The organism is Streptomyces sp. SCSIO ZS0520 (assembly GCF_025643355.1).
In the GTDB taxonomy this organism is placed as follows: domain Bacteria; phylum Actinomycetota; class Actinomycetes; order Streptomycetales; family Streptomycetaceae; genus Streptomyces; species Streptomyces physcomitrii.
On record NZ_CP092644.1, the window covers coordinates 7468861 to 7493678 of the forward strand.

A 24818-nucleotide genomic window follows, 5' to 3' on the forward strand; every position below is an offset into this window, starting at 1 on the left:
TAGGTGGCGTCTGTCGCACACCCGACCAAGGAGGCATCCATGCCGGATGCGAAACCGTCTCCTTCCGCCACGGCCACTGCGAACCCCCCGGACCCGGCAGAGGACGAGGCGCCGATCCATATCCTGTGGATCAACGCGGGGCTGAGCTGCGACGGCGACTCCGTCGCCCTGACGGCGGCCACGCAGCCGAGCATCGAGGAGATCGCGCTGCGTGCCCTGCCCGGCCTGCCGAAGATCGCCGTGCACTGGCCGCTGATCGACTTCGAGTCGGGCCCCGTCCAGGGCGCCGACACCTTCATCGAGTGGTTCTTCAAGGCCGACCGCGGCGAACTGGAGCCCTTCGTCCTCGTCATCGAGGGCTCCATCCCCAACGAGGCGATCAAGCCCGAGGGTTACTGGAGCGGCTTCGGCGACAACCCGGAGACCGGCCAGCCGATCACCACCAGCGAATGGCTCGACCGGCTCGCCCCGAAGGCCCTCGCCGTCGTCGCCATCGGCACCTGCGCCACCTACGGCGGCATCCACGCCATGGAGGGCAACCCGACCGGTGCGATGGGCGTGCCCGACTACCTCGGCTGGGACTGGAAGTCCAAGGCGGGCATCCCGATCGTCTGCGTGCCCGGCTGCCCGATCCAGCCGGACAACTTCGCCGAGACCCTGACCTACCTCCTCTACCAGGCCGCGGGCTCGGCCCCGATGATCCCGCTGGACGACAAGCTGCGCCCGACCTGGCTGTTCGGCGCCACCGTGCACGAGGGCTGCGACCGGGCCGGCTACTACGAGCAGGGCCAGTTCGCCGAGACCTACGACTCGCCCACGTGCCTGGTGAAACTGGGCTGCTGGGGCCCGGTCGTCAAGTGCAACGTCCCCAAGCGCGGCTGGATGGACGGCATCGGGGGCTGCCCCAACGTCGGCGGCATCTGCATCGCCTGCACCATGCCGGGCTTCCCCGACAAGTTCATGCCGTTCATGGACGAGCCGCCCGGCGGCAAGATCTCCGCCACCGCGAGCGGACTCTACGGAGCCGCCATCCGCAGGCTCCGCGGCATCACCGCGAAGACGGTCGACAAGGAGCCCAAGTGGCGCCACACCGGCCGCGAACTCACCACGGGCTACGGCAGGCCCTGGTAACCGCACCCCGCTGCGGCCCGGTCCCGGTGACCGGGCCGCACCCGCGCCTCAACCGGGCGGCCGCACGGCCGCCCGCACCCACGCCCGACGAAGAAGAGTACGGAGCACGCGATGGCATCCCCTCCGAAAGTGGCCAAGGACGGCAGCGGCCTGACGGAGATGTCCTGGGATCCGATCACCCGGATCGTGGGAAGTCTCGGCATCCACACGAAGATCGACTTCAAGCAGAAGCGCGTCGCGGAGTGCTACAGCACCTCGTCCGTCTTCCGCGGCTACAGCGTCTTCATGCGCGGCAAGGACCCCCGCGACGCGCACTTCATCACCAGCCGCATCTGCGGCATCTGCGGTGACAACCACGCCACCTGCTCGGTCTACGCGCAGAACATGGCCTACGGGGTGAAGCCCCCGCACCTCGGCGAGTGGATCATCAACCTCGGCGAGTCCGCGGAGTACATGTTCGACCACAACATCTACCAGGAGAACCTGGTGGGGGTGGACTACTGCGAGAAGATGGTCCGCGAGACCAACCCGGGCGTCCTCGACCTCGCCGAGCGCACCGAGGCCCCGCACGCCGCGGAGCACGGCTACCGCACCATCGCCGACATCATGCGCTCGCTCAACCCCCTCGAGGGCGAGTTCTACCGCGAGGCGCTCCAGGTCAGCCGCTACACCCGCGAGATGTTCTGCCTGATGGAGGGCCGCCATGTGCACCCCTCCACCCTCTACGCGGGCGGCGTCGGCACGGTCGCCTCCGTCCAGCTCTTCACCGACTACCTCAGCCGCCTCATGCGGTACGTCGAGTTCATGAAGCGCGTCGTCCCGCTCCACGACGACCTCTTCGACTTCTTCTACGAGGCCCTGCCCGGCTACGAGGAGGTCGGCCGCCGCCGCGTGCTGCTCGGCTGCTGGGGCGCCCTGAACGACCCGGAGTACTGCGACTTCACGTACGCCAACATGTCCGAGTGGGGACGGAAGATGTTCGTCACCCCGGGCATCATCGTGGACGGCAAGCTGGTCACCAACGACCTCACGAAGATCAACCTCGGGATCCGCATCCTGCTCGGCAGCTCCTACTACCAGGACTGGGAGGGCCAGGAGCAGTTCGTCACCCACGACCCGCTCGGCAACCCGGTCGACCCGCGGCACCCGTGGAACCAGCACACCATCCCGGCGCCGCAGAAGCGGGACTTCGACGACAAGTACAGCTGGGTGATGTCCCCGCGCTGGTTCGACGGCAAGGACTACCTCGCCCTGGACACCGGCGGCGGCCCCATCGCCCGGCTGTGGTCCACCGCGCTGTCCGGCCTCGTCGACACCGGGTACGTGAAGGCCACCGGGCACAGCGTGATCATCAACCTGCCGCGTTCGCTGACCAAGCCGGAGACCACCTTCGAGTGGAAGATCCCGAAGTGGAGCAACGCCCTGGAGCGCAACCGGGCGCGCACCTACTTCCAGGCCTACAGCGCGGCCATCGCCCTGCACGCCGCCGAGAAGGCCCTGGAGGAGGTACGGGCCGGACGCACCCAGACCTGGGAGAAGTTCGAGGTGCCGGACGAGAGCATCGGCTGCGGCTTCACCGAGGCGGTGCGCGGCGTCCTCTCGCACCACATGGTCATCCGCGACGGCAAGATCGCCAACTACCACCCGTACCCGCCCACCCCGTGGAACGCGAGCGTGCGGGACTCCTACGGCACCCCGGGCCCGTACGAGGACGCGGTGCAGAACACGCCCATCTTCGAGGAGAACACCCCGGAGAACTTCAAGGGCATCGACATCATGCGGGCCGTACGCAGCTTCGACCCCTGCCTGCCCTGCGGCGTGCACATGTACGTAGGCGGCGGCAAGACGCTGCAGAAGATGCACGTGCCCACCGGCCTCAGCGGGCTGGGCGGATGAGCGCCGAGGCCACCGGCGCCCGCGTGGAGGAACTCCTCGACGGCCTCACCGCCAAGGGCGGCCCCGCGGTCGCCGAGGCCGCCGAGGAACTGGTGCGCGCCCTCATGGAGTTCTACGGCGCGGGCCTCGCCCGCCTGGTCGACCGGCTCTCCGGCACCTCCGGCAACCCGCTGGGCGCGCTGCTCGGCGACGAGCTGGTCGCGGGCCTGCTCGTACTGCACGGGCTGCACCCGGAGGACCGCGAGCAGCGCGTCGCCCACGCCCTGTCCGCCGCCGAGGCCGGCGACCTGCGGGTGACCGGCTTCGACGAGGAGAGCGGCGAACTGCGCCTGACCAAGCCGGAGGGCGGCGGCTGCGGCTGCCCCAGCACCAGCGGCGCGGTCGAACAGCGCGTGGCGGCCGCCCTCTCCTGCTTCGCGCCCGAGGTGACCAAGGTGACGCTGGAGCAGCCCGCGGCCCGCGAACCCGCCCTGCTGCAGATCGGCACCCGGCCCCCGGGGGCGGCGGCGAACGGCCCGGCGGTCGCCCGGTGAACGAGCCGGCCGCCCTGGGCGGCACCGCGAGGACGCAGACGGGGCTGCGCCGCTTCATCGGCGCGCGCCAGCCCCGTGTCGAGCACTGCGAGCTGTGCGCGGTGGTGCTCCCCGAGAGCCACCGCCACCTCGTCGACACCGAGAACCGGTCCCTGACCTGCGCCTGCGTGGCCTGCGCGATGCTCTTCGACCGCCCCGGCGCGGCGACCGGGCGCTTCCGCACGGTCCCCGACCGGCGCCTGCGGGACCCCTCGCTGCGGATCGGGGCGGCCGAGTGGCAGAGCCTCGGCATCCCCGTCGGCATGGCGTACTTCTTCCGCAACTCGGCCCTGGACCACATCGTCTCGCTGTACCCGAGCCCGGCCGGGGCCACCGAGAGCGAACTCGACACCGAGGTCTGGGAGTCCGTCTTCGGCGGCTCCCCGCTGGCCGCCGCGATGCAGCCGGACGTGGAGGCCCTCCTGGTCCGCCGCACCGGGGACCGGGTCGCCTGCTACCTCGTACCGATCGACGCGGCCTACGAACTGGTGGGCCGGATGCGGCTGCACTGGCAGGGCTTCGACGGCGGAGCCGAGGCCCGTGCCGAGCTGGACGCCTTCTTCGCCGAGCTGGACGCCCGGGCGGTACCGGTGCGCCGACCGAAGGAGGGCCCGTGAGCGAGCTGCGGTTCACCTGCGTGGGAGTGCGTGCGGAGCCCTATGCCGCGGGGCCCACGCTGGTCTTCCGGGTGCGGATCACCGCCCCGCCCGGCGAGCGGGTGCACGCCCTCGCGCTGCGCTGCCAGATCCGTATCGAACCGGCCCGCCGCCGCTACGAGGACGCGGAGGCCGAGGGACTCGGCGACCTCTTCGGCGTGCGTTCCCGCTGGGGCAGCACCATGCACCCGGTGCAGTTCGCGCAGGCCTCCGTGGTGGTCCCCGGCTTCACCGGCGAGGGCGAGGTCGACCTGCCGGTGCCCTGCACCTACGACATGGACATCGCCGCCACCCGCTACCTCGACGCCCTCACCCAGGGCGAGGTGCCCTTCCTGCTGCTGTTCTCCGGCACCGCCTTCCACGGCGCCGGCGGCTTCGAGGTGCACCCGGTGCCCTGGGACAAGGAGGCCGTCTGCCGGATGCCGGTGGCGGTGTGGCGGGAGATGGTCGAGCAGCACTTCCCGGGCTGCGGGTGGCTGCGGCTGCCCCGCTCCGCCATGGACGAACTGCTCGCCTACCGCTCCCGGCACGCCCTGCCGTCCTGGGAGGCGACCGTACGCGCCCTGCTGGAGTCCGCCGACCGCGGCGGGCAGGCCCCGGCGACCGGCGGTCCGCTGCCCGCCGCCCTGGCCACACTGACCGAGGAGGCCGGTGCCTGATGACGAGCACCCCGCCCGCCCCCGCCGCGGACACCCGCCTGGACACCGCGGCCCTGGTCGCGGACGCCGTCCTCTTCGAGGGGTACGTCCTCTACCCCTACCGGGCGTCCGCCGCCAAGAACCGGATGCGCTGGCAGTTCGGCGTCCTGGTGCCGCCCTCCTGGGGCAGCGACAGCGCCGAGCACAGCGCGCAGCGCACCGAGTGCCTGATGGAGCCGCGCGGCGGGGCGAGCCTGCGGGTGCGGCTGCGGTTCCTGCACGCGCAGCGGCGCACCGTCGAGGAGTTGGGCCCGGACGGGGCCCATCACGAGGTGGAGAGCCTGGAGTTGCCCGACCGCGTCCTGTCCGCCTGGGACGAGGGCGTCGAGGAGCAGGTCGAACTCACCGTGGACGTCGGCGACTTGGCCGAGGAGGGCGCCGAACTCCCGTTCGCGCGGCCCGCCTCGGAGGAGTACGAGGCGGTCATCGGCACCGACGGGGAGCCGGTCGGCCGACTGGTCCGGCGCCGCGAGCGGATCGAGGGCGTGCTCCGGCTGTCCGCGACCGAACTCCCCGGCCCCTACCGGGTGTTGAGGCTCACCGCCACGGTGGAGAACACCAGTGGCTGGCGGCCCGGCGAGGGCGCGGCGGCCGACCGCGCCGCGGCGCTGCCGCACTCCCTGGTCTCGGCCCATCTGATCCTCGGCCTGACCGCCGGGTCCTTCCTGTCGATGACCGACCCGCCGGAGTGGGCCCGGGCGGCGGTGGCCGAGTGCCGCAACGAGCACACCTGGCCGGTGCTCTCGGGCGAGGACGGCGCCGCGGATGTCGTCCTGTCCTCGCCGATCATCCTGGAGGACCACCCCCAGATCGCCCCCGAGAGCCCGGGCGCCCTCTACGACGCCACCGAGATCGACGAGATCCTCGCCCTGCGCACCGCGGCCCTCACCGACCAGGAGAAGCGCGAGGCCCGCGGTACCGACGACCGTGCCGGTGCCGTCATCGACCTGGCCGACACCCTGCCCCCGGAGATGCTCGACCGCCTGCACGGCGCGGTCCGGGGCCTGCGCGCGATCACCGAACCCGCGGTGCCCCCGCCGCCGGAGGACACCCCCCACGTACCCGGGGTGGCCGAGGGCACCCCCTGGTGGGACCCGGGCGCGGACCGCAGCGTCGACCCGGATCGCGACCGCGTCCTCGTCGACGGCGCCAGCCTCGGCGCGGGCAGCCGCGTGCTGCTGCGCCCCGGCAAGCGGCGCACCGACGCCCAGGACCTGTTCCTGCACGGGCGCCGGGCCCTGGTCGAGGCGGTCCTGCACGACGTGGACGGGCAGGTGCACCTCGCGGTGACCGTGGACGACGACCCGGGGGCCGAACTGCGGCGCGTACAGGGACGGTTCCTGTACTTCCAGCCGGACGAAGTGACCCCGCTGGAGGAAGCGTGAACGGCACCGCGGGGCCCGCCGCCGGGGGCCGCACCCTGGTCGCGGGCATCGGCAACATCTTCCTCGGCGACGACGGCTTCGGCGTCGAGACCGTGCGGCGCCTTCGGGAGCGCGCGCTGCCCCCGGACGTGGAGCTCGCCGACATCGGCGTCCGCGGGGTGCACCTGGCCTACCAACTCCTCGACGGCTACGGCACGGTGGTCCTCGTCGACGCCATGCAGCGCGGCGCCGCGCCCGGCACCGTCCACCTGATCGAGGTGCGCGAAGCCGACCGCCCCGAGCCGGGCACCCCGGTGATCGACGGGCACCGCATGTCCCCGGACACCGTGCTCGCCCTGCTCGGCACCCTGACCGCGGGGACCGGGCAGAGCGGCCCCGGGCGCGTCCTCGTCGTCGGCTGCGAACCCGCCTCGGTGGACGAGGGCATGGGGCTCAGCGCTCCCGTCGAGGCCGCCCTGGACGAGGCGGTGCGCCTGGTGCTCGGCCTCCTCGGGGCCGACCCCGAGAGCGCGGCGCCGCCCGGCCACGGAACGGCACCGGCCCCCGGCGGCCCGGGACTCGTACCGCAGGGCCATGAGGCCTGAACCCGTACCGCCCGTACGCGCCCTCCGCCGACCTCGGCGGACGGGACACCCCTCTGACGAAGGAGCACGGCCATGTGGAAGTTCCTGATCGGTTCCGTCGCCGCGGCGGCCGCCTGCGCGGTCGCGGTGAACCTGCCCGACATCAGGCGGTATCTGAAGATCCGCGCCATGTGAGATCCGATCGGCGTACCTGGGGCGGGGCCACGGCGTGGCAGTCCCGTGGTCCCGGGCACCGGCCCTGTAATGGGACGGGCCCGCGAAAACGGGTCATACCGCCCGCCCCAGGAAGTGACCGATGCACGAGATGTCCATCGCGCTGGCCGTCGTCGGCCAGGTCGAGGAAGCGGCGGAAGCGGGCGGGGCGGCCGGCGTCGACTCGGTGACCCTGCAGGTCGGTGAGCTGGCCGGGGTGGTACCCGAATCCCTGCAGTTCTGCTTCGCGCTGGCCTGCGAAGGCACCCTGCTCCACGGCGCCGCACTCCGTACCGAACAGGTGCCCGGCCGTGCGCGCTGTGTGCCCTGCGCCCGGCAGTGGCCCACCGGCATGCCCCCGCAGCTGAGCTGCGAGCGGTGCGGCGGGGCCACCACGGAACTGCTCTCGGGCCGCGAACTGCAGATCCTCACCGTGCAATGGGCCGAGAGCCCGCAGCACGAACCCGTCGTCAAGGAGCCGTGAAGCCATGTGCCGAGTCGTCGATCTGCAGCAGGCGGTCCTCGCCAAGAACGACCAGTGCGCACGGCAGTTGCGCACCGAGCTGGGGGCGCGCGGCACCGCCGTGGTCAATCTCCTCTCCAGCCCCGGCAGCGGCAAGACGGCACTCCTGGAGGCCGAACTCGCCCTGGCGAAGGAGCGGTCGGTGCCGGTGGCCGCGCTCACCGCCGACCTGGCCACCGAGAACGATGCCCGCCGCCTCGCCCGCTCGGGGGCCCCGGTCAAGCAGGTGCTCACCGACGGGCTGTGCCATCTGGAGGCGCATATGCTCGGCGCGCATCTGGAGGGCTGGCTGCCCGAGGACACCCGGCTGCTCTTCATCGAGAACGTCGGCAACCTGGTCTGCCCCGCCTCCTACGACCTCGGCGAGACCCTGCGGGTGGCGCTCGCCGCGGTCACCGAGGGCGAGGACAAGCCGCTGAAGTACCCCACCGCCTTCGGCCTCGCGCACCTGGTGGTGGTCACCAAGCACGACCTCGCGCAGGCGGTCGGTTTCGACGAGGCGGCCTTCCTGGCCAACGTCCGGCAGGTCAACCCGGGCGTCGAGGTGGTCTTCACCTCCGCCCGCGACGGCGAGGGGGCCGGAGTGCTCCTGGACCGGGCCCTGGCCGCGTGCGAGGGCGGCACCGTCCACCAGCCGGTGATGGCCCGTCAGGTCGCCACCGAACGCGCCGCCTACGGCTACGACCAGCAGCCCGACCACGCGCACCCGCACGATCACGGTCATGCGCACGACCACGACCACGCTCACGCGCACGCCCATGAGCACCCGCACGAGCACGCCCACGCGCACGGGGCGGACGCCCCCCACCCCGCCGGGCACGAACACGTGCACCACCGCGACGGCGCCGCGGCCCGCTGAGCGCGGCGCACCGCCATGACAGGAGAACCGGCCAAGACGGCTGCCGAGGCCCCGCCTCCGGGAGTGCGGCGCAGCCGTGTCCTGGTCCGCGGAGTCGTCCAGGGGGTCGGCTTCCGCCCGTATGTCTTCGCGCTCGCCGGGCGGCTCGGGCTCTCCGGGCACGTCACGAACACCGGGGACGGGGTGCTCGCCGAGGTCGAGGGCAGCGCCGAGGCGGTCGCCGCCTTCCGCGCGCGCATCGGTCCTGAGGCGCCGCCGCTGGCCCAGGTGGAATCCGTCAGCCATCAGGAACTGGCCGCCGAGGGCGGCGCCGGATTCCGGATCACCGCCTCCCGCACCGGCGGCCCCGCGCGCACCCTGGTCTCCCCGGACACCGCCACCTGCCAGGACTGCCTCACCGAACTCCGCGACCCAGGGGACCGGCGCCACCGCCACCCCTTCATCACCTGCACCAACTGCGGCCCCCGCTTCACGATCGTCACCGGGCTGCCCTACGACCGCGCGCACACCACCATGGCCGGCTTCCCGATGTGCGCCCGGTGCGCGGCGGAGTACGCGGACCCCGCCGACCGCCGCTTCCACGCCCAGCCCGTCGCCTGCCACGACTGCGGGCCCCGGCTGCGGCTGCTCGTACGCGGGGACGGCCCGACGGGGGACGGGGCGGCGGGGGAGTCCTGGACCGAGGTGCGCACCGACCCGGTGGCCGGGGCGCGGCGGCTGCTCGCGGACGGCGCGATCGTCGCCGTGAAGGGGCTCGGCGGCTACCACCTCGCCTGCGACGCCGGGAACGAGGCGAGCGTGCGGCTGCTGCGGGAGCGCAAGGCCCGCGGCGGCAAGCCCTTCGCCGTCATGGCCCGGAGCCTCGACGACCTCACGGGCCTGGTCAGCCCGGACGCGGCCGAACGCGCCCTGCTCACCGGCAGCGTCCGGCCCGTCGTGCTGCTGCGCAGGACCGGCACCGGACCGCATCCGGCGCTCTCGGCGGCGGTCGCCCCCGGCAGCGCCGACCTCGGTGTGATGCTCCCGTACACCCCGCTGCACCATCTGCTGCTCGGGCTGCCCGGGGATCCGCCGGGGCCCCGGCTGCTCGTGATGACCAGCGGCAACCTCGGCGGCGAGCCCATCGTCACCGGCGAGGACGAGGCGCGGGAGCGGCTCGGTCCGCTCGCCGACGCGCTGCTCGGCCACGACCGGCCCATCGAGGTGCCCTGCGACGACTCGGTGGTGCGGGTGTGCGCGGGCGAGGAGCTGCCGCTGCGCCGCTCCCGCGGCTACGCGCCGCTGCCGGTGCCGCTTCCGCTGCCCGTCGCCCCCGCGCTCGCGGTGGGCGGCGATCTCAAGAACACCTTCTGCCTGGGCGCCGGCCGCCGGGCCTGGCTCTCCGCGCACATCGGGGACATGGACGACCTGGCCACCCTCGCCGCCTTCGGCCGTGCCGAGCGGCAGCTGGCCTCCCTGACCGGGGTCGCGCCCGCACTGCTCGCCGCCGACCGCCATCCCGGCTACCGCTCCGCCCGCTGGGCCCGCGGCGCCGCCGAGGGGCGGCCGCTGCACCGGGTGCAGCACCACCACGCGCATATCGCCTCGGTGCTGGCGGAGAATCAACTCGACGGCAGCACACGGGTGTTGGGCCTCGCCTTCGACGGGACCGGCTACGGCGAGGACGGTGCCGTCTGGGGCGGCGAGTTCCTGCTCGCCGACTACACCGGCTTCCTGCGCTTCGCCCATCTGCGGTACGTGCCGCTGCCGGGCGGGGACGCGGCCGTACGCCACCCCTGGCGGATGGCGCTGGCCCACCTCCGGGCGGCGGGCCTGCCCTGGGACCCGGAGCTGCCCTCGGTCGCGGCCTGCCCGCCGGAGCAACTACCGCTGCTCGCACGGCAGTTGGAGCGCGGGATCAACTGCGTGCCCACCTCCAGCATGGGCCGCCTCTTCGACGCGGTCTCCTCGCTCGCCGGGATCTGCCAGCACGCCGGGTACGAGGCCCAGGCCGCCCTGGAGCTGGAGGCCGCCGCGGTCTCCTGGGGCCAACCGGTCGACGGCGCCTACGAGTTCGGCCTGACCGGGGAGGCGGGAGCCGCGCTGCAGGCGGACCCCGGGCCGGTACTCGCCGCCGTGGTGGCCGAGTTGCGGGCGGGGGTGCCGCGGGAGCTGGTCGCGGCGCGCTTCCACCAGTCCCTGGCCGGGCTCGTACGCCGTGTCTGCGGGCGGGCGCGCGAGGAGCACGGCGTCCAGACGGTGGCGCTGACCGGAGGAGTCTTCGCCAACGCGCTACTGCTCGGGGCCTGCACCCGGGTGCTGCGCGAGGACGGCTTCACCGTGCTGCGGCACCGGCTCGTCCCACCGGGCGACGGCGGGCTCGCCCTCGGCCAGTTGATGGTCGCCGCCCATGCGGCGGCCCCGGCACGGGGCGGCGGCCCCCGGCCCTGACCGGAACCGCCCGCCCGCCACGCGGCGGCACCCGTACGGCGGTACGGACCCCGCACCTCGCACCAACCAGACCGTGACAGCAGAACGAGGAGAAGCCCATGTGCCTGGCGGTACCCGGCAAAGTCCTGGAGATCGAGGAACGGGACGGCACCCGCATGGCGAGTGTCGACTTCGGCGGCGTGGTGAAGGACGTCTGCCTGGAATACCTGCCGGACCTCCAGGTCGGCGAATACACCATCGTGCACGTCGGATTCGCGCTGCAGCGCCTGGACGAGGAGTCGGCCCGCCGGACCCTCGCCCTCTTCGAGGACCTCGGGCTGCTCCAGGAGGAGTTCGGCGACCCCTGGGAGGCGGCCGCCTGGGCGGGAGAAGAGGTCCCGCCGGGGGCGGGCCCGGCGCACGCACCGCAGGAGGCGCAGCAGTGAAGTACATCGACGAGTTCCAGAACCCGGAGCTGGCGAAGCGCCTGCTCGACGACATCCACGCCACCGTCACCCGCCCCTGGGCCCTGATGGAGGTCTGCGGCGGCCAGACGCACTCCATCATCCGGCACGGGATCGACCAACTCCTGCCCGAGAAGATCGAGTTGATCCACGGGCCGGGCTGCCCGGTGTGTGTGACCCCGCTCGAACTCATCGACAAGGCGCTGGAGATCGCCTCCCGGCCCGGGGTGATCTTCTGCTCCTTCGGGGACATGCTGAGGGTGCCCGGCACCGGCCGCGACCTCTTCCAGGTCCGGTCCCGGGGCGGCGACGTACGGATCGTCTACTCGCCGCTCGACGCGCTGAAGATCGCCCAGGACAACCCGGACCGCGAGGTCGTCTTCTTCGGCATCGGCTTCGAGACCACCGCCCCGCCCAACGCCATGACGGTCCATCAGGCCAGGCGGCTCGGCATCCGCAACTTCAGCCTGCTCGTCTCGCATGTGCGGGTGCCCCCGGCCGTCGAGGCCATCATGGAGTCGGCGGACTGCCGGGTGCAGGCCTTCCTCGCCGCCGGGCACGTGTGCAGCGTGATGGGCACCGAGGAGTACCCGGAGCTGGCCGAGCGCCATCGCGTTCCCATCGTGGTCACCGGGTTCGAGCCGCTGGACATCCTGGAGGGCGTGCGGCGGGCGGTGCGGCAGCTGGAGCGCGGCGAGCACCGGGTGGAGAACGCCTACCCGCGCGCGGTGCGGGCCGAGGGCAACAAGGCGGCCCGGGCGATGCTGGAGGACATCTTCGAGGTGACCGACCGCGGCTGGCGCGGCATCGGTGTCATCCCGGCCAGCGGCTGGCGACTCGCCCCGCACTACCGGGAGTTCGACGCCGAGTACCGCTTCTCGGTCACCGGCATCACCACCACCGAACCCGCCGAGTGCCGCAGTGGAGAGGTGCTGCAAGGGCTCCTCAAACCGCACGAGTGCGAGGCCTTCGGCACCACCTGCACCCCCCGCAATCCCCTGGGCGCGACCATGGTCTCCAGCGAAGGAGCCTGCGCCGCCTACTACTTGTACCGCCGCCTCGGCGGTACGCCCGCACCCCTGGAGGCGAGCCCCGTTGTCTGAGACCACCGACCTGGCCCAAGTCGCCCCGGCCGCACCGGACTTCTCCGGCTGGACCTGCCCCGCACCGCTGCGCGACCAGGAGCGGATCGTGATGGGGCACGGCGGCGGCGGTGCGCTGTCGGCCGAACTCGTGGAGCATGTCTTCGCCCCCGCCTTCGGGGGCCGCGTGCTCTCCTCCCTCGCCGACTCGGCCGCCGTCGAACTGGGCGGCGCCCGCCTCGCGTTCTCCACCGACTCCTTCGTGGTACGGCCGCTGTTCTTCCCCGGCGGCAGCATCGGCGACCTCGCCGTCAACGGCACGGTCAACGACCTCGCCATGAGCGGGGCCCGCGCCGCCTACCTCTCCTGCGGGTTCATCCTGGAGGAGGGCGTCGAGATGGCGGTGGTGGCGCGGGTCGCCGAGGCGCTGGGCGCCGCCGCGCGCACGGCGGGCGTCGAGGTCGCCACCGGGGACACCAAGGTCGTCGAGGCGGGCCGCGGGGACGGGATCTACCTCAACACCTCCGGCATCGGGCTCATCCCGGAGGGCGTCGACATCCGCCCGCAGCGGGCCACCCCGGGCGATGTGGTGCTCGTCAGCGGTCCGATCGGCGAGCACGGGGTGGCCGTGCTGAGCGTGCGCGAGGGGCTGGAGTTCGGGGTGGGCGTCAAGAGCGACTGCGCCGCCCTCGGCTCCCTCGTCGAGGCCATGCTCGCCGTCACCCCCGACATCCATGTGCTGCGGGACCCCACTCGCGGCGGGCTCGCCAGTGCTCTCGGCGAGATCGCCGCGGCGGCCTCGGTCGGGGTCGCGCTGCGGGAGCGGGACATCCCGGTGCCGCCCGAAGTGGCCAATGCCTGCGCCATCCTGGGCCTGGACCCGATGTACGTCGCCAACGAGGGCAAGCTGGTCGCCTTCGTGCCCCCGGCCCACGCCGACGCCGTACTGGCCGCGATGCGGGCGCACCCGCTGGGCGCCGGGGCGGCGGCCATCGGCGCCTGCGTGGAGGCGCATCCGGGCATGGTCACGGTCCGTACCGCGCTCGGCGGCACCCGGGTGGTGGACCTCCCGATCGGCGAGCAGCTGCCGCGTATCTGCTGAGACGGCAGGGGAGTTGCACCGCCCGCGGGTACCGGAGCCCGCGGGCGGTTCAGTGCGCGAGGAGGACGGCGCCGAGCCCCAGGGCGGCCGGGAGCGCCTGCACCGCCAGGATGCGCCGGGAGACGGTGGCGGCGCCGTACGCCCCGGCGACCACCACGCAGCCGAGGAAGAAGACCGCCGGGGCGAAGCCCTCGCCGCCCGGGCCCCCGGAGGCCAGCAGCGCCCAGACCAGGCCCGCGGTGAGGAAGCCGTTGTACAGGCCCTGGTTGGCGGCGAGCGCGGCGCTCTGCTCGGCGAACTCCTCCGTCGTGCCGAAGACCGCGCGACCGCGCGGGGTGCGCCAGAGGAACATCTCCAGGACCAGGAAGTACAGATGGAGTGCGGCCACGAGGCCCACGAGAAGAGAGGCGAGGACGTTCACGGTGCTGCGGCACTCCTGACGGCGGTACGGGACGGGTGGCCGGGGCGCTGCTCGCCCCGGTGGAGCGGGCGGTGCCCGCCCCGGGTCATGAGGGGAGCTGGGCGGGCAGGCAGTCGCGCGGGATGAAGTACCAGCCCTGCTGGCCGACGCCCTCGGTGTCGCCCGCGCGCGGGTCGCGGACCATCACCCACTGGCCGTCCCGGGAGACATAGCGCCACTGCACGGTCTGCCCCACCGCCACCTGTCCGTCCACCGGGGCGCTGGGCGCGCTCGGGACCTCCCAGGGGCGTACGTTGCCGTAGCCGCGGATGTGACTGCCGTCCCAGGTGGCGCAGTTGGCACCGGCCACGGTCGCCACGCTCGCGCCGTCGGTGTCGCTGCCGCCTATCTGGCCGTTGGTGAACTGCTCGACCGGCATGGTCGCCGCCGCGCCGCAGCTGTCGGCCTGGGCGGCGTCCCCGGAGAGCGCGCCCGAGTAGATCCACAGGCAGCTGTTGAGGTCGCCGTGGACGCGGGCCCAGCGGTAGCCGGCGTCCTGCTCCCCGTGGACGTCCACGGTCCAGTCCCGGTAGGCCGTGCCGATCACATAGGAGCGCGGGGCGCGGCGCAGCAGCGTGTAGTCGGTGTCGACCCGCTTGCGCAGGGCGGCGTCGGCGGTCGAGGCGCCGCCGACCACCACGAGCGGGACCACCGCCCCCGCGGCCACGGTCACCAGGCCCAGCACAAGGGCGTTCATCCTGCGGAAGGTGCTCTTTCCTCGCCTGCTCACGGGGCCTCCTGGGGTCGGCTCACGCACGTAGAGTCCTGTCGGGGCGGCCGCCCCAACTCAAAGAAACTCTAGGGTACTTCTGAAGCTATGCACAACGACCCGGCATCCGGCCCGAGCGAACCGGCCCTCGGCTCGCTCGGCCGCACCCATGAGAACCGGCCAGGGCTGCCTCGCGGGCGGAGCAGCCTGAGCAGCGAGGAGGTGCGATCCGCGCAGCGGGACCGGCTGGTTCGCGCCATGATCGCGGCAACCGCCGAGCAGGGCTACCCGGCGGTCATGATCGCGGACGTGGTCCGCCGCGCACGGGTCTCCCGCAAGGCCTTCTACGCGCACTTCGCGGACAAGCAGGCCTGCTTCCTGGCCGCCGCCGACCTGGGTGTCGCCCTGATGTTCCGCCGCGTCGCCGAGGCGGTGGCGGCGGCGGGGCAGTCCCCCGAGCCGCTGGCGCCGCTGCGGGCCGGACTCGGCGCCTACCTCCGATTCCTCGCCGGGGAGCCGGAGTTCGCCCGGGTCTTCCTGGTCGAGGGGCTGGCCGCCGGGCCCGCCGCCCTGGAGCGCTTCGCCGCCGCGCACCGCCGCTTCGCCGAGCTGACCCGCCGCTGGTACGAGGCGGCGCGCACCGACCACCCCGACTGGGCCGAGGCCCCGGACGCCGCCTACACCGCGGTCATCGGCGCCCTGCACGAACTCGTCGCCGTGGAGGTGCGCGCCCGGCGCACCGCCGCCCTCCCGGAGTTGGAGGGGACGGTGCTGCGGGTGCACCGGGCGCTGCTGATGGGGTGGCCCGGGGGCGCACCGGACCGCGAGGGGTGAAGGTGCGCCGGGACGGCGCCCGGCGGGCCCGGCCCGCGGCCGCGCGGGCGCCTCGCAGCGCCCGGCGGAAAGCCACCTGCCCCCGCCGGGCGCCCGTGCTCAGCCGTGCCGGAACTCCGGCGGGCGCTTCTCGCTGAAGGCCCGCATGCCCTCCTTCTGGTCGGCGGTCGCGAACACCGCGTGGAACAGGCGGCGTTCGAAGCGCACGCCCTCGGCGAGGGTGGTCTCGAAGGAGCGGTTCACGGCCTCCTTGGCCATCATCGCCACCGGGGCGGACATGCCCGCGATGGTCTCCGCGACCGCGAGCGCCTCGGCGAGGAGTTCCCCGGCGGGCACGATCCGCGAGACGAGTCCGGCGCGTTCGGCCTCCTCGGCGTCCATGGTGCGGCCGGTCAGGCACAGCTCCATCGCCTTGGCCTTGCCGACGGCGCGGGTCAGCCGCTGGGAGCCGCCGATGCCCGGGATCACGCCGAGCTTGATCTCCGGCTGGCCGAAGACGGCGGTGTCGGCGGCGAGCAGCACATCGCAGAGCATGGCCAACTCGCAGCCGCCGCCCAGCGCGTAGCCGCCCACCGCGGCGACCGTCGGGGTGCGCAGCTGCCCGAGCTGGTCCCAGGCGGCGAACCAGTCGCTGAGGTACATGTCCAGGTACTGCTGCGGCTCCATCTCCTTGATGTCCGCCCCGGCCGCGAAGGCCTTCGCGGAGCCGGTGAGGACCAGGCAGCCGACCTCCGGGTCCCGGTCCAGCTCCCGGGTCGCCGCGACGACCTCCTCCATCACCCGGAGGTTGAGCGCGTTCAGCGCCTCGGGCCGGTTCAGGGTGAGCAGGGCGGTGCGGCCCTTGCGTTCGACGAGGATCGTCTCGTAGGGCTCGCTCATGTCAACTCGTCCTTCTCGTTGTGCTGTTGGGGGTGGGGCTGGTCGGGGAAGGCCTGTCCGCCGGAGTGCCGCGCGGGTCCGGTGGCAGAACGGGCCCGGATGGACCGGACGATCCCGGAGAAGTCCCGGTCGGCGCCCTCGCCTTCGGCGTAGGCCGCGTACAAGGCCGCTGCCCGCAGGCCGAGTTCGGTGTCGACCCCGCCCGCGCGGGCGGCGTTGGCGGCGAGGCCGAGGTCCTTGGCCATCAGCGGTGCGGCGAAGCCGGGCCGGTAGTCGCGGTTGGCCGGGCTGCCCGGAACCGGCCCGGGCACCGGGCAGTTGACGGTCAGCGCCCAGCACTGGCCGGAGGCGGCCGAGGCCACGTCGAAGAGCGCCTGGTCGGAGAGGCCGAGGCTGTCGGCGAGGACGAAGGCCTCGCTGACCGCGATCATCGAGATGCCGAGGATCATGTTGTTGCAGATCTTGGCGGCCTGACCGGCGCCCGCGCCGCCGCAGTGCACCACCTTGCGGCCCATGGCCGCGAGCAGCGGCTCGGCCGCGGCGAACTCGGCCTCGCCGCCGCCCGCCATGAAGGTGAGGGTGGCCGCCTCGGCGCCCATCACCCCGCCGGAGACCGGGGCGTCCAGGGCCCGGTGCCCCGCGGTGACCGCGGCTCGGTGGGCGGCGCGGGAGTCGGCGACGTCGATGGTCGAGCAGTCCACGAAGAGGGTGCCGGGCCGCGCCGCGGCGAGCAGACCGCCCTCGCCGTAGAGATCGAGGACCTGGCGTCCGGCGGGCAGCATGGTGAGGACCACCTCGGCCCCGGCCGCGGCGGCGGCCGCGGAGGCGGCGGGCTCGACCCCGGCCTCGGCCGCGGCGGCCAGTGCCTCGGGGACGGGGTCGTAGCCGAGCACGCGGTGCCCGGCCTTGACGAGATTGGCGGCCATGGGGCCGCCCATGTGGCCGAGGCCGAGGAAAGCGGCGGTCGTGGTCACCAGGGCACCTCCTGGGGGAAGTCGTCGGCGGCGAGGGCGAGTTCGCCCGCACCGAGCGGGGCGAAGAACCGCTCCACCAGCTCCTCGGTCACCTCGGTGAGGGTGGCCGGGGACCAGTGCGGGTCGCGGTCCTTGTCGATCACCTGGGCGCGGATGCCCTCCACCAGGTCGGGGGAGGAGAGCGCCGCCGTGGAGATCCGGTACTCCTGCTCCAACACCCGCTCCAGCGGCCCGAGTCCACGGGCGCGGCGCAGGGCGGCCAGGGTGACCTTGAGCGCGGTGGGGGACTTGGTGAGCAGGGTCGCCGCGGCCTGTTCGGCGGCCGGGGCCCCGCTCGCGTGCAGCCGGTCCACGATCTCCTCGACCGTGTCCGCGGCGTAGCAGTGGTCGATCCACTCGCGCTGCTCCTCCAACTGCCCGGGCGGGGCCTCGCGCACCTGGGCGCGGACCGCCTCCGCTACGGAGCCCCCGCGCAGCGCGTCGAGGAAGGCCGGGAGCCGCGCGGAGGGTACGAAGTGGTCGGCGAGGCCGCAGACCAGCGCGTCCCGTGCGCCCGACACCGCACCGGTGAGGGCGAGATGGGTGCCCAGCTCGCCGGGTGCGAGGGCGAGCAGATAGGTGCCGCCGACGTCCGGGACGAAGCCGATCCCGGTCTCCGGCATGGCCACCTTGGAGCGCTCGGTGACGATGCGGACGCTGCCGTGCGCGGAGACCCCGACGCCGCCGCCCATCACGATGCCGTCCATCAGGGCGACGTACGGCTTGGGATAGCGCGCGATCCGGGCGTTGAGGCGGTACTCGGCGCGCCAGAAGGCGGTCGAGGCCTCCCCGCCGCCGGTGCGGGCGTCCTCGTGGATGGCGCGGATGTCGCCGCCCGCGCAGAGTCCGCGCTCCCCGGCGCCGCTCAGGACGACGGCCCGGACCGCCGGGTCGTGCTCCCAGTCGTCGAGGGCGGCGGCGAGCAGTTCGACCATCTCGTGGGTCAGGGCGTTCAGGGCCCGCGGCCGGTTCAGGACGAGCCGGCCGAGGCCGCCCTCGACCCGGACCTGCACCGGGGCCTCGGTGGGCTCGCTCATCCGCGTGCTCCCGTCAGGCTCCGGGCGACGATGACGCGCATGATCTCGTTGGTCCCTTCCAGGATCTGGTGGACCCGCAGGTCCCGGACGATCTTCTCCACCCCGTACTCGGCCAAGTAGCCGTATCCGCCGTGCAGTTGCAGCGCCCGGTCGGCGACGGAGAAGCCGGTGTCGGTGGCGAAGCGCTTGGCCATGGCGCACAGCTGCGGGGCGTCCGCGGTGCCCTGGTCGAGGGCGTCCGCGGCCTGCCGTACGAGGGCCCGGGCGGCGGCGAGTTCGGTGGCCATGTCGGCGAGCCGGAACTGCAGGGCCTGGGCGTCCAGCAGGGTGGCGCCGAAGGCCTCCCGGTCGCGCAGATAGGCCAGGCCCCGGTCCAGGGCGTTCTGCGCGCCGCCGAGCGAGCAGGCGGCGATGCCGAGGCGGCCGCCGTTGAGGCCGTTCATGGCGATCCGGAAGCCGCCGCCCTCCGGCCCGAGCAGCCGGTCGGCGGGCAGCCGCACCCCGTCGAGCAGGACCTGCCGGGTGGGCTGGGCGTTCCAGCCCATCTTGCGTTCGTTCGGGCCGAAGGAGACGCCGGGGTCGTCGCGTTCGACGAGGAAGGCCGAGATCCCGCCGGGCCCGTCCGCGCCGGTGCGCGCCATGACCACGTACACCTGGGAGGCGCCCGCCCCGGAGATGAACTGCTTCACCCCGGTCAGCACCCAGTGGTCCTTGTCGCGCACCGCGCGGGTGCGCAGCGCGGCGGCGTCGGAGCCCGCGCCCGGTTCGGTGAGGCAGTAGCTGCCGAGCTGCTCCATGGCGCACAGCGCGGGCAGGAAGCGGGCCCGCTGGGCGGGGGAGCCGTAGCGGTCGATCATCCAGCCGACCATGTTGTGGATGGAGAGGTAGCCCGCGATCGAGGGGCAGCCGGTGGCCAGCGCCTCGAAGATCAGCACCCCGTCGGCGCGGGAGAGCCCCGAACCGCCCAGGTCCTCGCGGACGTAGACCCCGCCGAGGCCGAGCCCCGCGGCCTTGCGGAGCACGTCGACGGGGAAGTGCTTGTCCTGGTCCCAGCCGAGGGCGCCCGGGGCGAGATGCTCGCGGGCGAAGTCCAAGGTGGTCTCGACGACGGCGAGTTGGTCCTCGTTGAGGAGAGTGGTCATGCCGTCACCCCATGGTCGGGATGGTGAAGCTCGCGCCCTCCTTGGCCCCGGAGGGCCAGCGCGAGGTGACGGTCTTGGTACGGGTGTAGAAGCGGACCGCGTCCGGGCCGTGCTGCCCCAGGTCGCCGAAGCCGGACCGCTTCCAGCCGCCGAAGGTGTGGTAGGCCACCGGCACCGGGATCGGCACATTGACGCCGACCATGCCGGTGTCCACCCGCCGGGTGAAGTCGCGGGCCGTGTCGCCGTCCCGGGTGAAGAGCGCGACGCCGTTGCCGTAGGCGTGCTCGGTGGGCAGCCGCAGGGCCTCCTCGTAGTCGGCGGCGCGGACCACCGAGAGGACCGGGCCGAAGATCTCCTCCTGGTAGATCCGCATCCCCGGGGTGACCCTGTCGAAGAGCGAGGCCCCGGCGAAGAAGCCGCCCTCGTGCCCCTCGAGCGTGAAGTCCCGCCCGTCCACGACGAGTTCGGCGCCCTCCCGGACACCGAGGTCCACATAGCCGCGGACCCGGTCGACAGCGTCCCGGCCGACCAGCGGGCCGAAGTCCGCCGCCGGGTCGTCGCTGCGGCCGATGCGCAGGGAGCCGATCCGCTCCTTGAGGCGGGCGACCAGCGCCTCGGCGGTCTCCTCGCCGACCGGCACCGCCACCGAGATCGCCATGCACCGCTCGCCCGCCGAGCCGTAGCCCGCGCCGACCAGCGCGTCCACGGCCTGGTCGAGATCCGCGTCGGGCATCACGATCATGTGGTTCTTGGCGCCGCCGAAGCACTGCGCCCGCTTGCCGTGCGCGGCGGCGGTGGCGTAGATGTGCGCGGCGATCGGCGTGGAGCCGACGAAGCCGAGCGCTTGGACGCGCGGGTCCTCCAGGAGGGTGTCGACGGCCTCCTTGCCGCCGTTGACGACATTGAGGACGCCCGGCGGCAGGCCCGCCTCCAGGAAGAGTTCCGCGAGCCGCAGCGGCACCGAGGGGTCGCGCTCGGAGGGCTTGAGGACGAAGGAGTTGCCGCAGGCCAGGGCGGGCGCCGCCTTCCACAGCGGGATCATCGCGGGGAAGTTGAAGGGGGTGATGCCCGCGACCACGCCGAGCGGGCGCCGCAGCGAGTGGACGTCGATCCCGGCCCCGGCGTTGTCGGTGAACTCGCCCTTGAGCAGGTGCGGGATGCCCGCGGCGAACTCCACCACGTCGAGGCCGCGCGCCAGGTCGCCGTGCGCGTCCGCGACGGTCTTGCCGTGCTCGGCGGAGAGCAGCCGGGCCAGCGACTCCTTCTCGCCCTCGACGAGTTGGAGGAAGCGCAGCAGGACCCGGGCGCGGCGCTGCGGGTTCCACTCGCCCCACTCGCGCTGCGCCCCGGCGGCGTCCGCGACGGCCGCCCCGGTCTCGGCGCGGCCGGCCAGCGGCACCCTGGCCTGCACCTCGCCGGTGTTGGGGTCGAAGACATCGCCGTACGCACCCGAGGTCCCCGGGGTGTGCTTGCCGCCGATGAAATGGGTCAGTTCACGGACCATGGAAAGCCTGCTCTCGTCAGGTGGGATCCGGGGGATGGCAGGGCGGACCGGCGGCGCGCGCGGCAGCGCGCGGCCGTGGTCGGCCGGGAAGACGCGGAGACGAAGTGCCGTCAGGCGGTGCGCAGTCGCGCGTGCCGAAGCGGATCACCCAGGTCGTGGGTACGGACCGGTGCCATGCGTGTCTGCTCCATCCTCGTGGAAACACGGAACATCCCGCGGCCGGTATCCTGACTCCCGGATCAGCGCGCGTCCCCTTGCCTTCCCGACGGATCTCTCCGTCAGTGGCGTGTCCTGCGAGGACGAACTCCCCGGTCACAGTGGCGGGACCGCGCCGGAATCGCACCGGCTTCCCTGACACCGCGGGCCTTGGTCACGAACATATAGTTGGACGTCCTAGTAAGTCCACCCCGGCCCGGCCCCGGACGTGATTTCCGGCCGCGGCCCGCCCGATGGCGGCGGATGCTCACAGCTCTCCCCGCCACCAGGGGTCGTCCGGGCCGTCCGCGCGGATGATCCGGGCCCTGGCCAGGATCTTCTCGTCGAGCGGCCGCAGCAGCGCGCGCAGCTCGCGGGCGCTCTTGCGGGGCAGCAGATGGAGCGCGAGTTCCAGCCGGTCGCGGAAGTAGCCGGGGTCGCAGCCGCACTCCGGGATGCCGCAACTCGGGGCGCCGAAGGGGGGATCGGCCACCCGGCGCAGGGGGCCGTGGGCCAGGGCCCGCCAGTGCCAGAAGGCCTCGGCGGTCGCCTCCGGCCACAGGCGGGTCCGCTCCAGGCGGCACAGGGCCGCGACACAGGATCCGGAGACCGGGCCGACCGGAGGGAACCGGCGCCGACGGGGGCGCGGTACGGGAGTCTCGCCCCGCAGGGCGGAAGGGCGCCTACGCGGCATGGACCTTTCGGTGCGTCATCATGGCGGCACGCTACAACTCCCGTACCCGGCGCGGCCAGTGACTTGTGCGGGGACCGCGGGCCCGCCGCCGCCCGCCGCGGATGCTTGGATGGGAGGCCGATCGGCCAGGGAAGACAGCGAGCCGAGGCCGCCGCGCGGTGGCGGGCCCGAGGGAGACATGAGTACGCAAGAACGCCGCATCCTCGTCATCGGCATGGGCGCCGGCGACCCCGACCACCTCACCCTCGCCGCGGTGAAGGCGATGCGCCGGGCCGAGGTCTTCTTCGTCCTCGGCAAGGGCCGGGAGAAGGAGTCGCTGACCCGGCTGCGCCGCGAGATCCTCGACGAGCACCTCAGCGGCCCGTACCGGATCGTCGAGGCGGCCGACCCCTGGCGGGACCGCGCGCAGGAGGACCGCGCGGGCTACACCTCGGCGGTGCACGACTGGCGGCGGCGCCGGGCCGATGTCTGCGAGCGGCTGATCCGGGAGGAACTCGCCCCCGGCGGCACCGGCGCCTTCCTGGTCTGGGGCGACCCGGCGCTCTACGACAGCACCCTCGCCGTCCTGGCGGACATCCGCGCCCGCGGGACCGTGGACTTCGACCACGAGGTGGTCCCCGGCATCAGCAGCGTCTCGGCGCTCGCCGCACGCCACCGGATCACCCTCAACCGGGTCGGCCGCCCCGTCCGCCTCACCCCCGGGCGGCGGCTGGCCGAGGACTTCCCGAACGACGACGGCGACCTGGTGGTCATGCTCGACGCCCAGGAGGCCTACACCCGGCTCACGGGCGAGGGCGTCTGGATCTACTGGGGCGCCTATCTCGGCACCCCGGACGAGATCCTGGTGGCCGGGCCGCTGGACGAGGTCGCCGAGCGCATCACGCGCCTGCGCGCCGAGGCCCGCGCCCGGCACGGCTGGATCATGGACACCTATCTGCTGCGGCTTCAGCCGGAGGGCGGCGAGGGCTGAGCACCCTCAGCGCCGCGCCCCGGCGCCGAGGCGGCCCGCCCGATCGCCGCCACCAGGGGCAGCAGCCGCCGCGGCACGCGCTCGCGCAGGGCCACCTCGGTACGGGTGCGCACCACGCCCGGCATGCTGATCAACTGCTGGATCACGTCCTCCAGATGGCCGTTGTCCCGGGCCACCACGCGGGTGAGCAGGTCCCCGCCGCCCGCGATGGAGTGCGCCTCGATGATCTCCGGCACCGCGGCGAGGGCGTTGCCCACCGCGTCCAGGTGCCCCTGGGTGACCTCGATGTGCACGAAGGCGAGCACCGGATGCCCCAGGGCCGCCGGGGAGAGCGCGGGCCCGCCCGCGGTGATGACGCCCTCCCGCTCCATCCGGTCGAGCCGCGCCTGGAGGGTTCCCCGGGCGATGCCCAGGATGCGGGCGTACTCGCGTACCGAGGTGCGGGGCTGTTCGAGCAGCAGCCGCAGGATCCGGGTGTCCAGTGCGTCCACGGGCATGTTCCGTTGGCTCCTCGGGGACCGGCGGCAGAGGTGGTGACCGTACCCATGGCACAGCGGGCGCGGCTTGTGTGGTGCCACCGGTCGGCGGGTGCCTACCGCGGCCCCAGCGGTGGCGCCGCGGAGCGCCGGCCCGCCGACGGCGCCGGGTCAGGACCCGCGGCGCCATTCTCCCTGCCGGGGGCGCCGGGGTCCTGACCCCGTGGGCGGTGGCTCAGGACCGGGCGGCCCAGATGTTCACGCCCTCCTTGCTGACCGCGAAGCCGTCGATCTCGTCGAGTTCGGCGGCGGTCAGCGGCGGGGCGCTCAGCGCCGCGAGGTTCTCCTCCAGCTGCTCCACGCTGGAGGCGCCGATCAGGGCGGAGGTCACCCGGCTGTCGCGCAGCACCCAGTTCAGGGCCAGCTGCGAGAGCTTCTGGCCGCGCCGCTCGGCGACCCCCGCGAGCCCGCGCAGCCGGCCCACGGTGTCCTCGTCGAGCAGCCCCGGGTCCAGGGACTTGCCCTGCGTCGCGCGCGAGCCCTCCGGGATCCCGTCGAGGTACTTGCCGGTCAGCAGCCCCTGGGCGAGCGGGGCGAAGGCGATGCAGCCCATGCCCGACTCCTCCAGGACGCCGAGCAGCCCGTCGTCCTCGATCCAGCGGTTGAGCATCGAGTACGAGGGCTGGTGGATCAGCGGCCGCACGCCCAGCTCCCGCAGGATCCGCACCGCCTCGGCGGTCTGCTCCGCGGTGTAGGAGGAGACGCCCACGTAGAGGGCCTTGCCCTGCTGCACCGCGGAGGCCAGCGCGCCCATCGTCTCCTCGAGCGGGGTCTCGGCGTCGAAGCGGTGCGAGTAGAAGATGTCGACGTAGTCGACGCCCATCCGCCGCAGCGAGGCGTCGAGCGAGGAGAGCAGGTACTTGCGCGAGCCCCACTCGCCGTAGGGCCCGGGGTGCATCAGATAGCCCGCCTTGGTGGAGAGCACCAGCTGATCGCGGTACGGGGCGAAGTCCTGGGCGAAGAGCTTGCCGAAGTTGAGCTCCGCCGAGCCGGGCGGGGGACCGTAGTTGTTGGCGAGGTCGAAGTGGGTCACGCCCAGGTCGAAGGCGCGGCGCAGGATCGCCCGCTGGTTCTCCAGGGCCCGGTCGTCGCCGAAGTTGTGCCACAGCCCCAGCGAGACGGCGGGCAGCTTCAGCCCGCTGCGGCCGGTGCGCCGGTAGTCCATCGTCGCGTAGCGGTCCTCGGCGGCCCCGTACGGGCGCGTCGTGTCGGTGTCCATGGCGTCGCTCTTCCTCACGTACTCGCGTTCGGGCCTGCCGGGTCCCGGCGTGCCGACGGAAATCCTCTCACCG

26 protein-coding genes and 1 riboswitch are annotated in these 24818 nt (G+C 73.5%); of the genes, 16 read left to right on the forward strand and 10 right to left on the reverse strand.

Translation table 11 applies throughout. From position 1 onward, the window contains the following. Window positions 1-39: 39 nt before the first annotated feature. The 14 genes from MID12_RS30575 (at window position 40) to hypE (ending at window position 13553) form a co-directional block, all read left to right on the forward strand. Window positions 40-1131 carry a hydrogenase expression protein HypE gene (locus tag MID12_RS30575; RefSeq protein WP_040255320.1) on the forward strand — a complete coding sequence of 364 codons (1092 nt, stop codon included), beginning with the start codon at window positions 40-42 and terminating at the stop codon, window positions 1129-1131. Window positions 1132-1242: 111 nt separating this feature from the next. Continuing rightward, complete coding sequence (locus tag MID12_RS30580) at window positions 1243-3027, forward strand: nickel-dependent hydrogenase large subunit (RefSeq protein ID WP_040255321.1); 1785 nt, start codon at window positions 1243-1245, stop codon at window positions 3025-3027. After that, the gene (locus tag MID12_RS30585; RefSeq protein WP_263172341.1) at window positions 3024-3560 is read left to right on the forward strand and encodes a NifU family protein; all 537 of its coding nucleotides are present in this window, start codon (window positions 3024-3026) and stop codon (window positions 3558-3560) included. The genes MID12_RS30580 and MID12_RS30585 overlap by 4 nt, the downstream gene beginning before the upstream one ends. Continuing rightward, window positions 3557-4216, forward strand: coding sequence for a DUF5947 family protein (locus MID12_RS30590; protein WP_237282979.1), 660 nt, complete (start codon window positions 3557-3559; stop codon window positions 4214-4216). Before MID12_RS30585 ends, MID12_RS30590 begins: the two co-directional genes overlap by 4 nt. After that, window positions 4213-4914 carry a DUF6084 family protein gene (locus MID12_RS30595; protein ID WP_040255323.1) on the forward strand — a complete coding sequence of 234 codons (702 nt, stop codon included), beginning with the start codon at window positions 4213-4215 and terminating at the stop codon, window positions 4912-4914. The genes MID12_RS30590 and MID12_RS30595 overlap by 4 nt, the downstream gene beginning before the upstream one ends. Beyond that, window positions 4914-6338 (forward strand): hypothetical protein, encoded by a 1425-nt coding sequence (locus tag MID12_RS30600; protein ID WP_263172343.1) that lies wholly within the window; start codon window positions 4914-4916, stop codon window positions 6336-6338. The genes MID12_RS30595 and MID12_RS30600 overlap by 1 nt, the downstream gene beginning before the upstream one ends. After that, a complete protein-coding gene (locus MID12_RS30605; RefSeq protein WP_263172345.1) occupies window positions 6335-6922 on the forward strand; it encodes a hydrogenase maturation protease in 588 nt (195 codons plus the stop codon). The genes MID12_RS30600 and MID12_RS30605 overlap by 4 nt, the downstream gene beginning before the upstream one ends. 72 nt (window positions 6923-6994) lie before the next feature. After that, window positions 6995-7096 (forward strand): DUF6893 family small protein, encoded by a 102-nt coding sequence (locus tag MID12_RS32530; RefSeq protein ID WP_376770608.1) that lies wholly within the window; start codon window positions 6995-6997, stop codon window positions 7094-7096. A gap of 121 nt (window positions 7097-7217) precedes the next feature. Then, window positions 7218-7598: a hydrogenase maturation nickel metallochaperone HypA gene (locus tag MID12_RS30610; protein WP_263172346.1), complete on the forward strand. Its 381-nt coding sequence runs from the start codon at window positions 7218-7220 to the stop codon at window positions 7596-7598. Between the two features lie 4 nt (window positions 7599-7602). Next, entirely contained in the window at window positions 7603-8496 is an 894-nt protein-coding gene (hypB, locus tag MID12_RS30615; protein ID WP_263172347.1) for a hydrogenase nickel incorporation protein HypB, read from the forward strand. A 15-nt stretch (window positions 8497-8511) separates the two neighbouring features. Further along, window positions 8512-10926 (forward strand): carbamoyltransferase HypF, encoded by a 2415-nt coding sequence (gene hypF / locus MID12_RS30620; protein ID WP_263172348.1) that lies wholly within the window; start codon window positions 8512-8514, stop codon window positions 10924-10926. 98 nt (window positions 10927-11024) lie between these two features. Then, window positions 11025-11351, forward strand: coding sequence for a HypC/HybG/HupF family hydrogenase formation chaperone (locus tag MID12_RS30625; RefSeq protein ID WP_040255329.1), 327 nt, complete (start codon window positions 11025-11027; stop codon window positions 11349-11351). Beyond that, complete coding sequence (hypD, locus tag MID12_RS30630; RefSeq protein ID WP_263172350.1) at window positions 11348-12472, forward strand: hydrogenase formation protein HypD; 1125 nt, start codon at window positions 11348-11350, stop codon at window positions 12470-12472. The genes MID12_RS30625 and hypD overlap by 4 nt, the downstream gene beginning before the upstream one ends. Then, window positions 12465-13553, forward strand: a complete 1089-nt coding sequence (gene hypE, locus MID12_RS30635) for a hydrogenase expression/formation protein HypE (protein ID WP_040255332.1) — start codon at window positions 12465-12467, stop codon at window positions 13551-13553. The genes hypD and hypE overlap by 8 nt, the downstream gene beginning before the upstream one ends. 49 nt (window positions 13554-13602) lie before the next feature. Here hypE and MID12_RS30640 read toward each other — a convergent pair whose 3' ends face one another. Beyond that, window positions 13603-13974 carry a DUF1304 domain-containing protein gene (locus tag MID12_RS30640; protein WP_040255333.1) on the reverse strand — a complete coding sequence of 124 codons (372 nt, stop codon included), beginning with the start codon at window positions 13972-13974 and terminating at the stop codon, window positions 13603-13605. 85 nt (window positions 13975-14059) lie between these two features. Then, window positions 14060-14743 (reverse strand): hypothetical protein, encoded by a 684-nt coding sequence (locus MID12_RS30645; RefSeq protein WP_145945180.1) that lies wholly within the window; start codon window positions 14741-14743, stop codon window positions 14060-14062. Window positions 14744-14830: 87 nt separating this feature from the next. On the opposite strand from MID12_RS30645, the gene MID12_RS30650 reads away from it, so the two are divergent. Further along, a complete protein-coding gene (locus tag MID12_RS30650; RefSeq protein ID WP_263172353.1) occupies window positions 14831-15556 on the forward strand; it encodes a TetR/AcrR family transcriptional regulator in 726 nt (241 codons plus the stop codon). A gap of 99 nt (window positions 15557-15655) precedes the next feature. Here MID12_RS30650 and MID12_RS30655 read toward each other — a convergent pair whose 3' ends face one another. From MID12_RS30655 to MID12_RS30680, 6 genes are all read right to left on the reverse strand, one after another. Next, entirely contained in the window at window positions 15656-16435 is a 780-nt protein-coding gene (locus MID12_RS30655) for an enoyl-CoA hydratase (RefSeq protein ID WP_263172355.1), read from the reverse strand. After that, on the reverse strand, window positions 16432-17409 hold the full coding sequence (gene mmsB, locus MID12_RS30660) for a 3-hydroxyisobutyrate dehydrogenase (protein ID WP_263172358.1): 978 nt from the start codon (window positions 17407-17409) through the stop codon (window positions 16432-16434). Before mmsB ends, MID12_RS30655 begins: the two co-directional genes overlap by 4 nt. After that, window positions 17406-18485: an enoyl-CoA hydratase/isomerase family protein gene (locus tag MID12_RS30665; protein WP_263172360.1), complete on the reverse strand. Its 1080-nt coding sequence runs from the start codon at window positions 18483-18485 to the stop codon at window positions 17406-17408. The genes mmsB and MID12_RS30665 overlap by 4 nt, the downstream gene beginning before the upstream one ends. Then, window positions 18482-19627 (reverse strand): acyl-CoA dehydrogenase family protein, encoded by a 1146-nt coding sequence (locus MID12_RS30670; RefSeq protein WP_263172361.1) that lies wholly within the window; start codon window positions 19625-19627, stop codon window positions 18482-18484. Before MID12_RS30670 ends, MID12_RS30665 begins: the two co-directional genes overlap by 4 nt. A gap of 4 nt (window positions 19628-19631) precedes the next feature. Then, on the reverse strand, window positions 19632-21131 hold the full coding sequence (locus MID12_RS30675; protein WP_263172363.1) for a CoA-acylating methylmalonate-semialdehyde dehydrogenase: 1500 nt from the start codon (window positions 21129-21131) through the stop codon (window positions 19632-19634). 199 nt (window positions 21132-21330) lie between these two features. Continuing rightward, a riboswitch (cobalamin riboswitch) is annotated at window positions 21331-21508 on the reverse strand. 86 nt (window positions 21509-21594) lie between these two features. Further along, a complete protein-coding gene (locus MID12_RS30680; RefSeq protein WP_263172365.1) occupies window positions 21595-22020 on the reverse strand; it encodes a hypothetical protein in 426 nt (141 codons plus the stop codon). 178 nt (window positions 22021-22198) lie between these two features. Here MID12_RS30680 and cobF point away from each other — a divergent pair, with 178 nt between their 5' ends. After that, window positions 22199-22990 carry a precorrin-6A synthase (deacetylating) gene (gene cobF / locus MID12_RS30685; RefSeq protein WP_263172367.1) on the forward strand — a complete coding sequence of 264 codons (792 nt, stop codon included), beginning with the start codon at window positions 22199-22201 and terminating at the stop codon, window positions 22988-22990. Here the strand turns inward: cobF and MID12_RS30690 are convergent. Together MID12_RS30690 and mgrA are read right to left on the reverse strand one after the other, a co-directional pair. Beyond that, a complete protein-coding gene (locus MID12_RS30690; protein ID WP_040255340.1) occupies window positions 22966-23487 on the reverse strand; it encodes an Lrp/AsnC family transcriptional regulator in 522 nt (173 codons plus the stop codon). The two genes, cobF and MID12_RS30690, sit on opposite strands and share 25 nt — an antisense overlap. A gap of 214 nt (window positions 23488-23701) precedes the next feature. Continuing rightward, window positions 23702-24745, reverse strand: coding sequence for an L-glyceraldehyde 3-phosphate reductase (mgrA, locus tag MID12_RS30695; RefSeq protein WP_263172370.1), 1044 nt, complete (start codon window positions 24743-24745; stop codon window positions 23702-23704). Window positions 24746-24818: the final 73 nt, after the last annotated feature.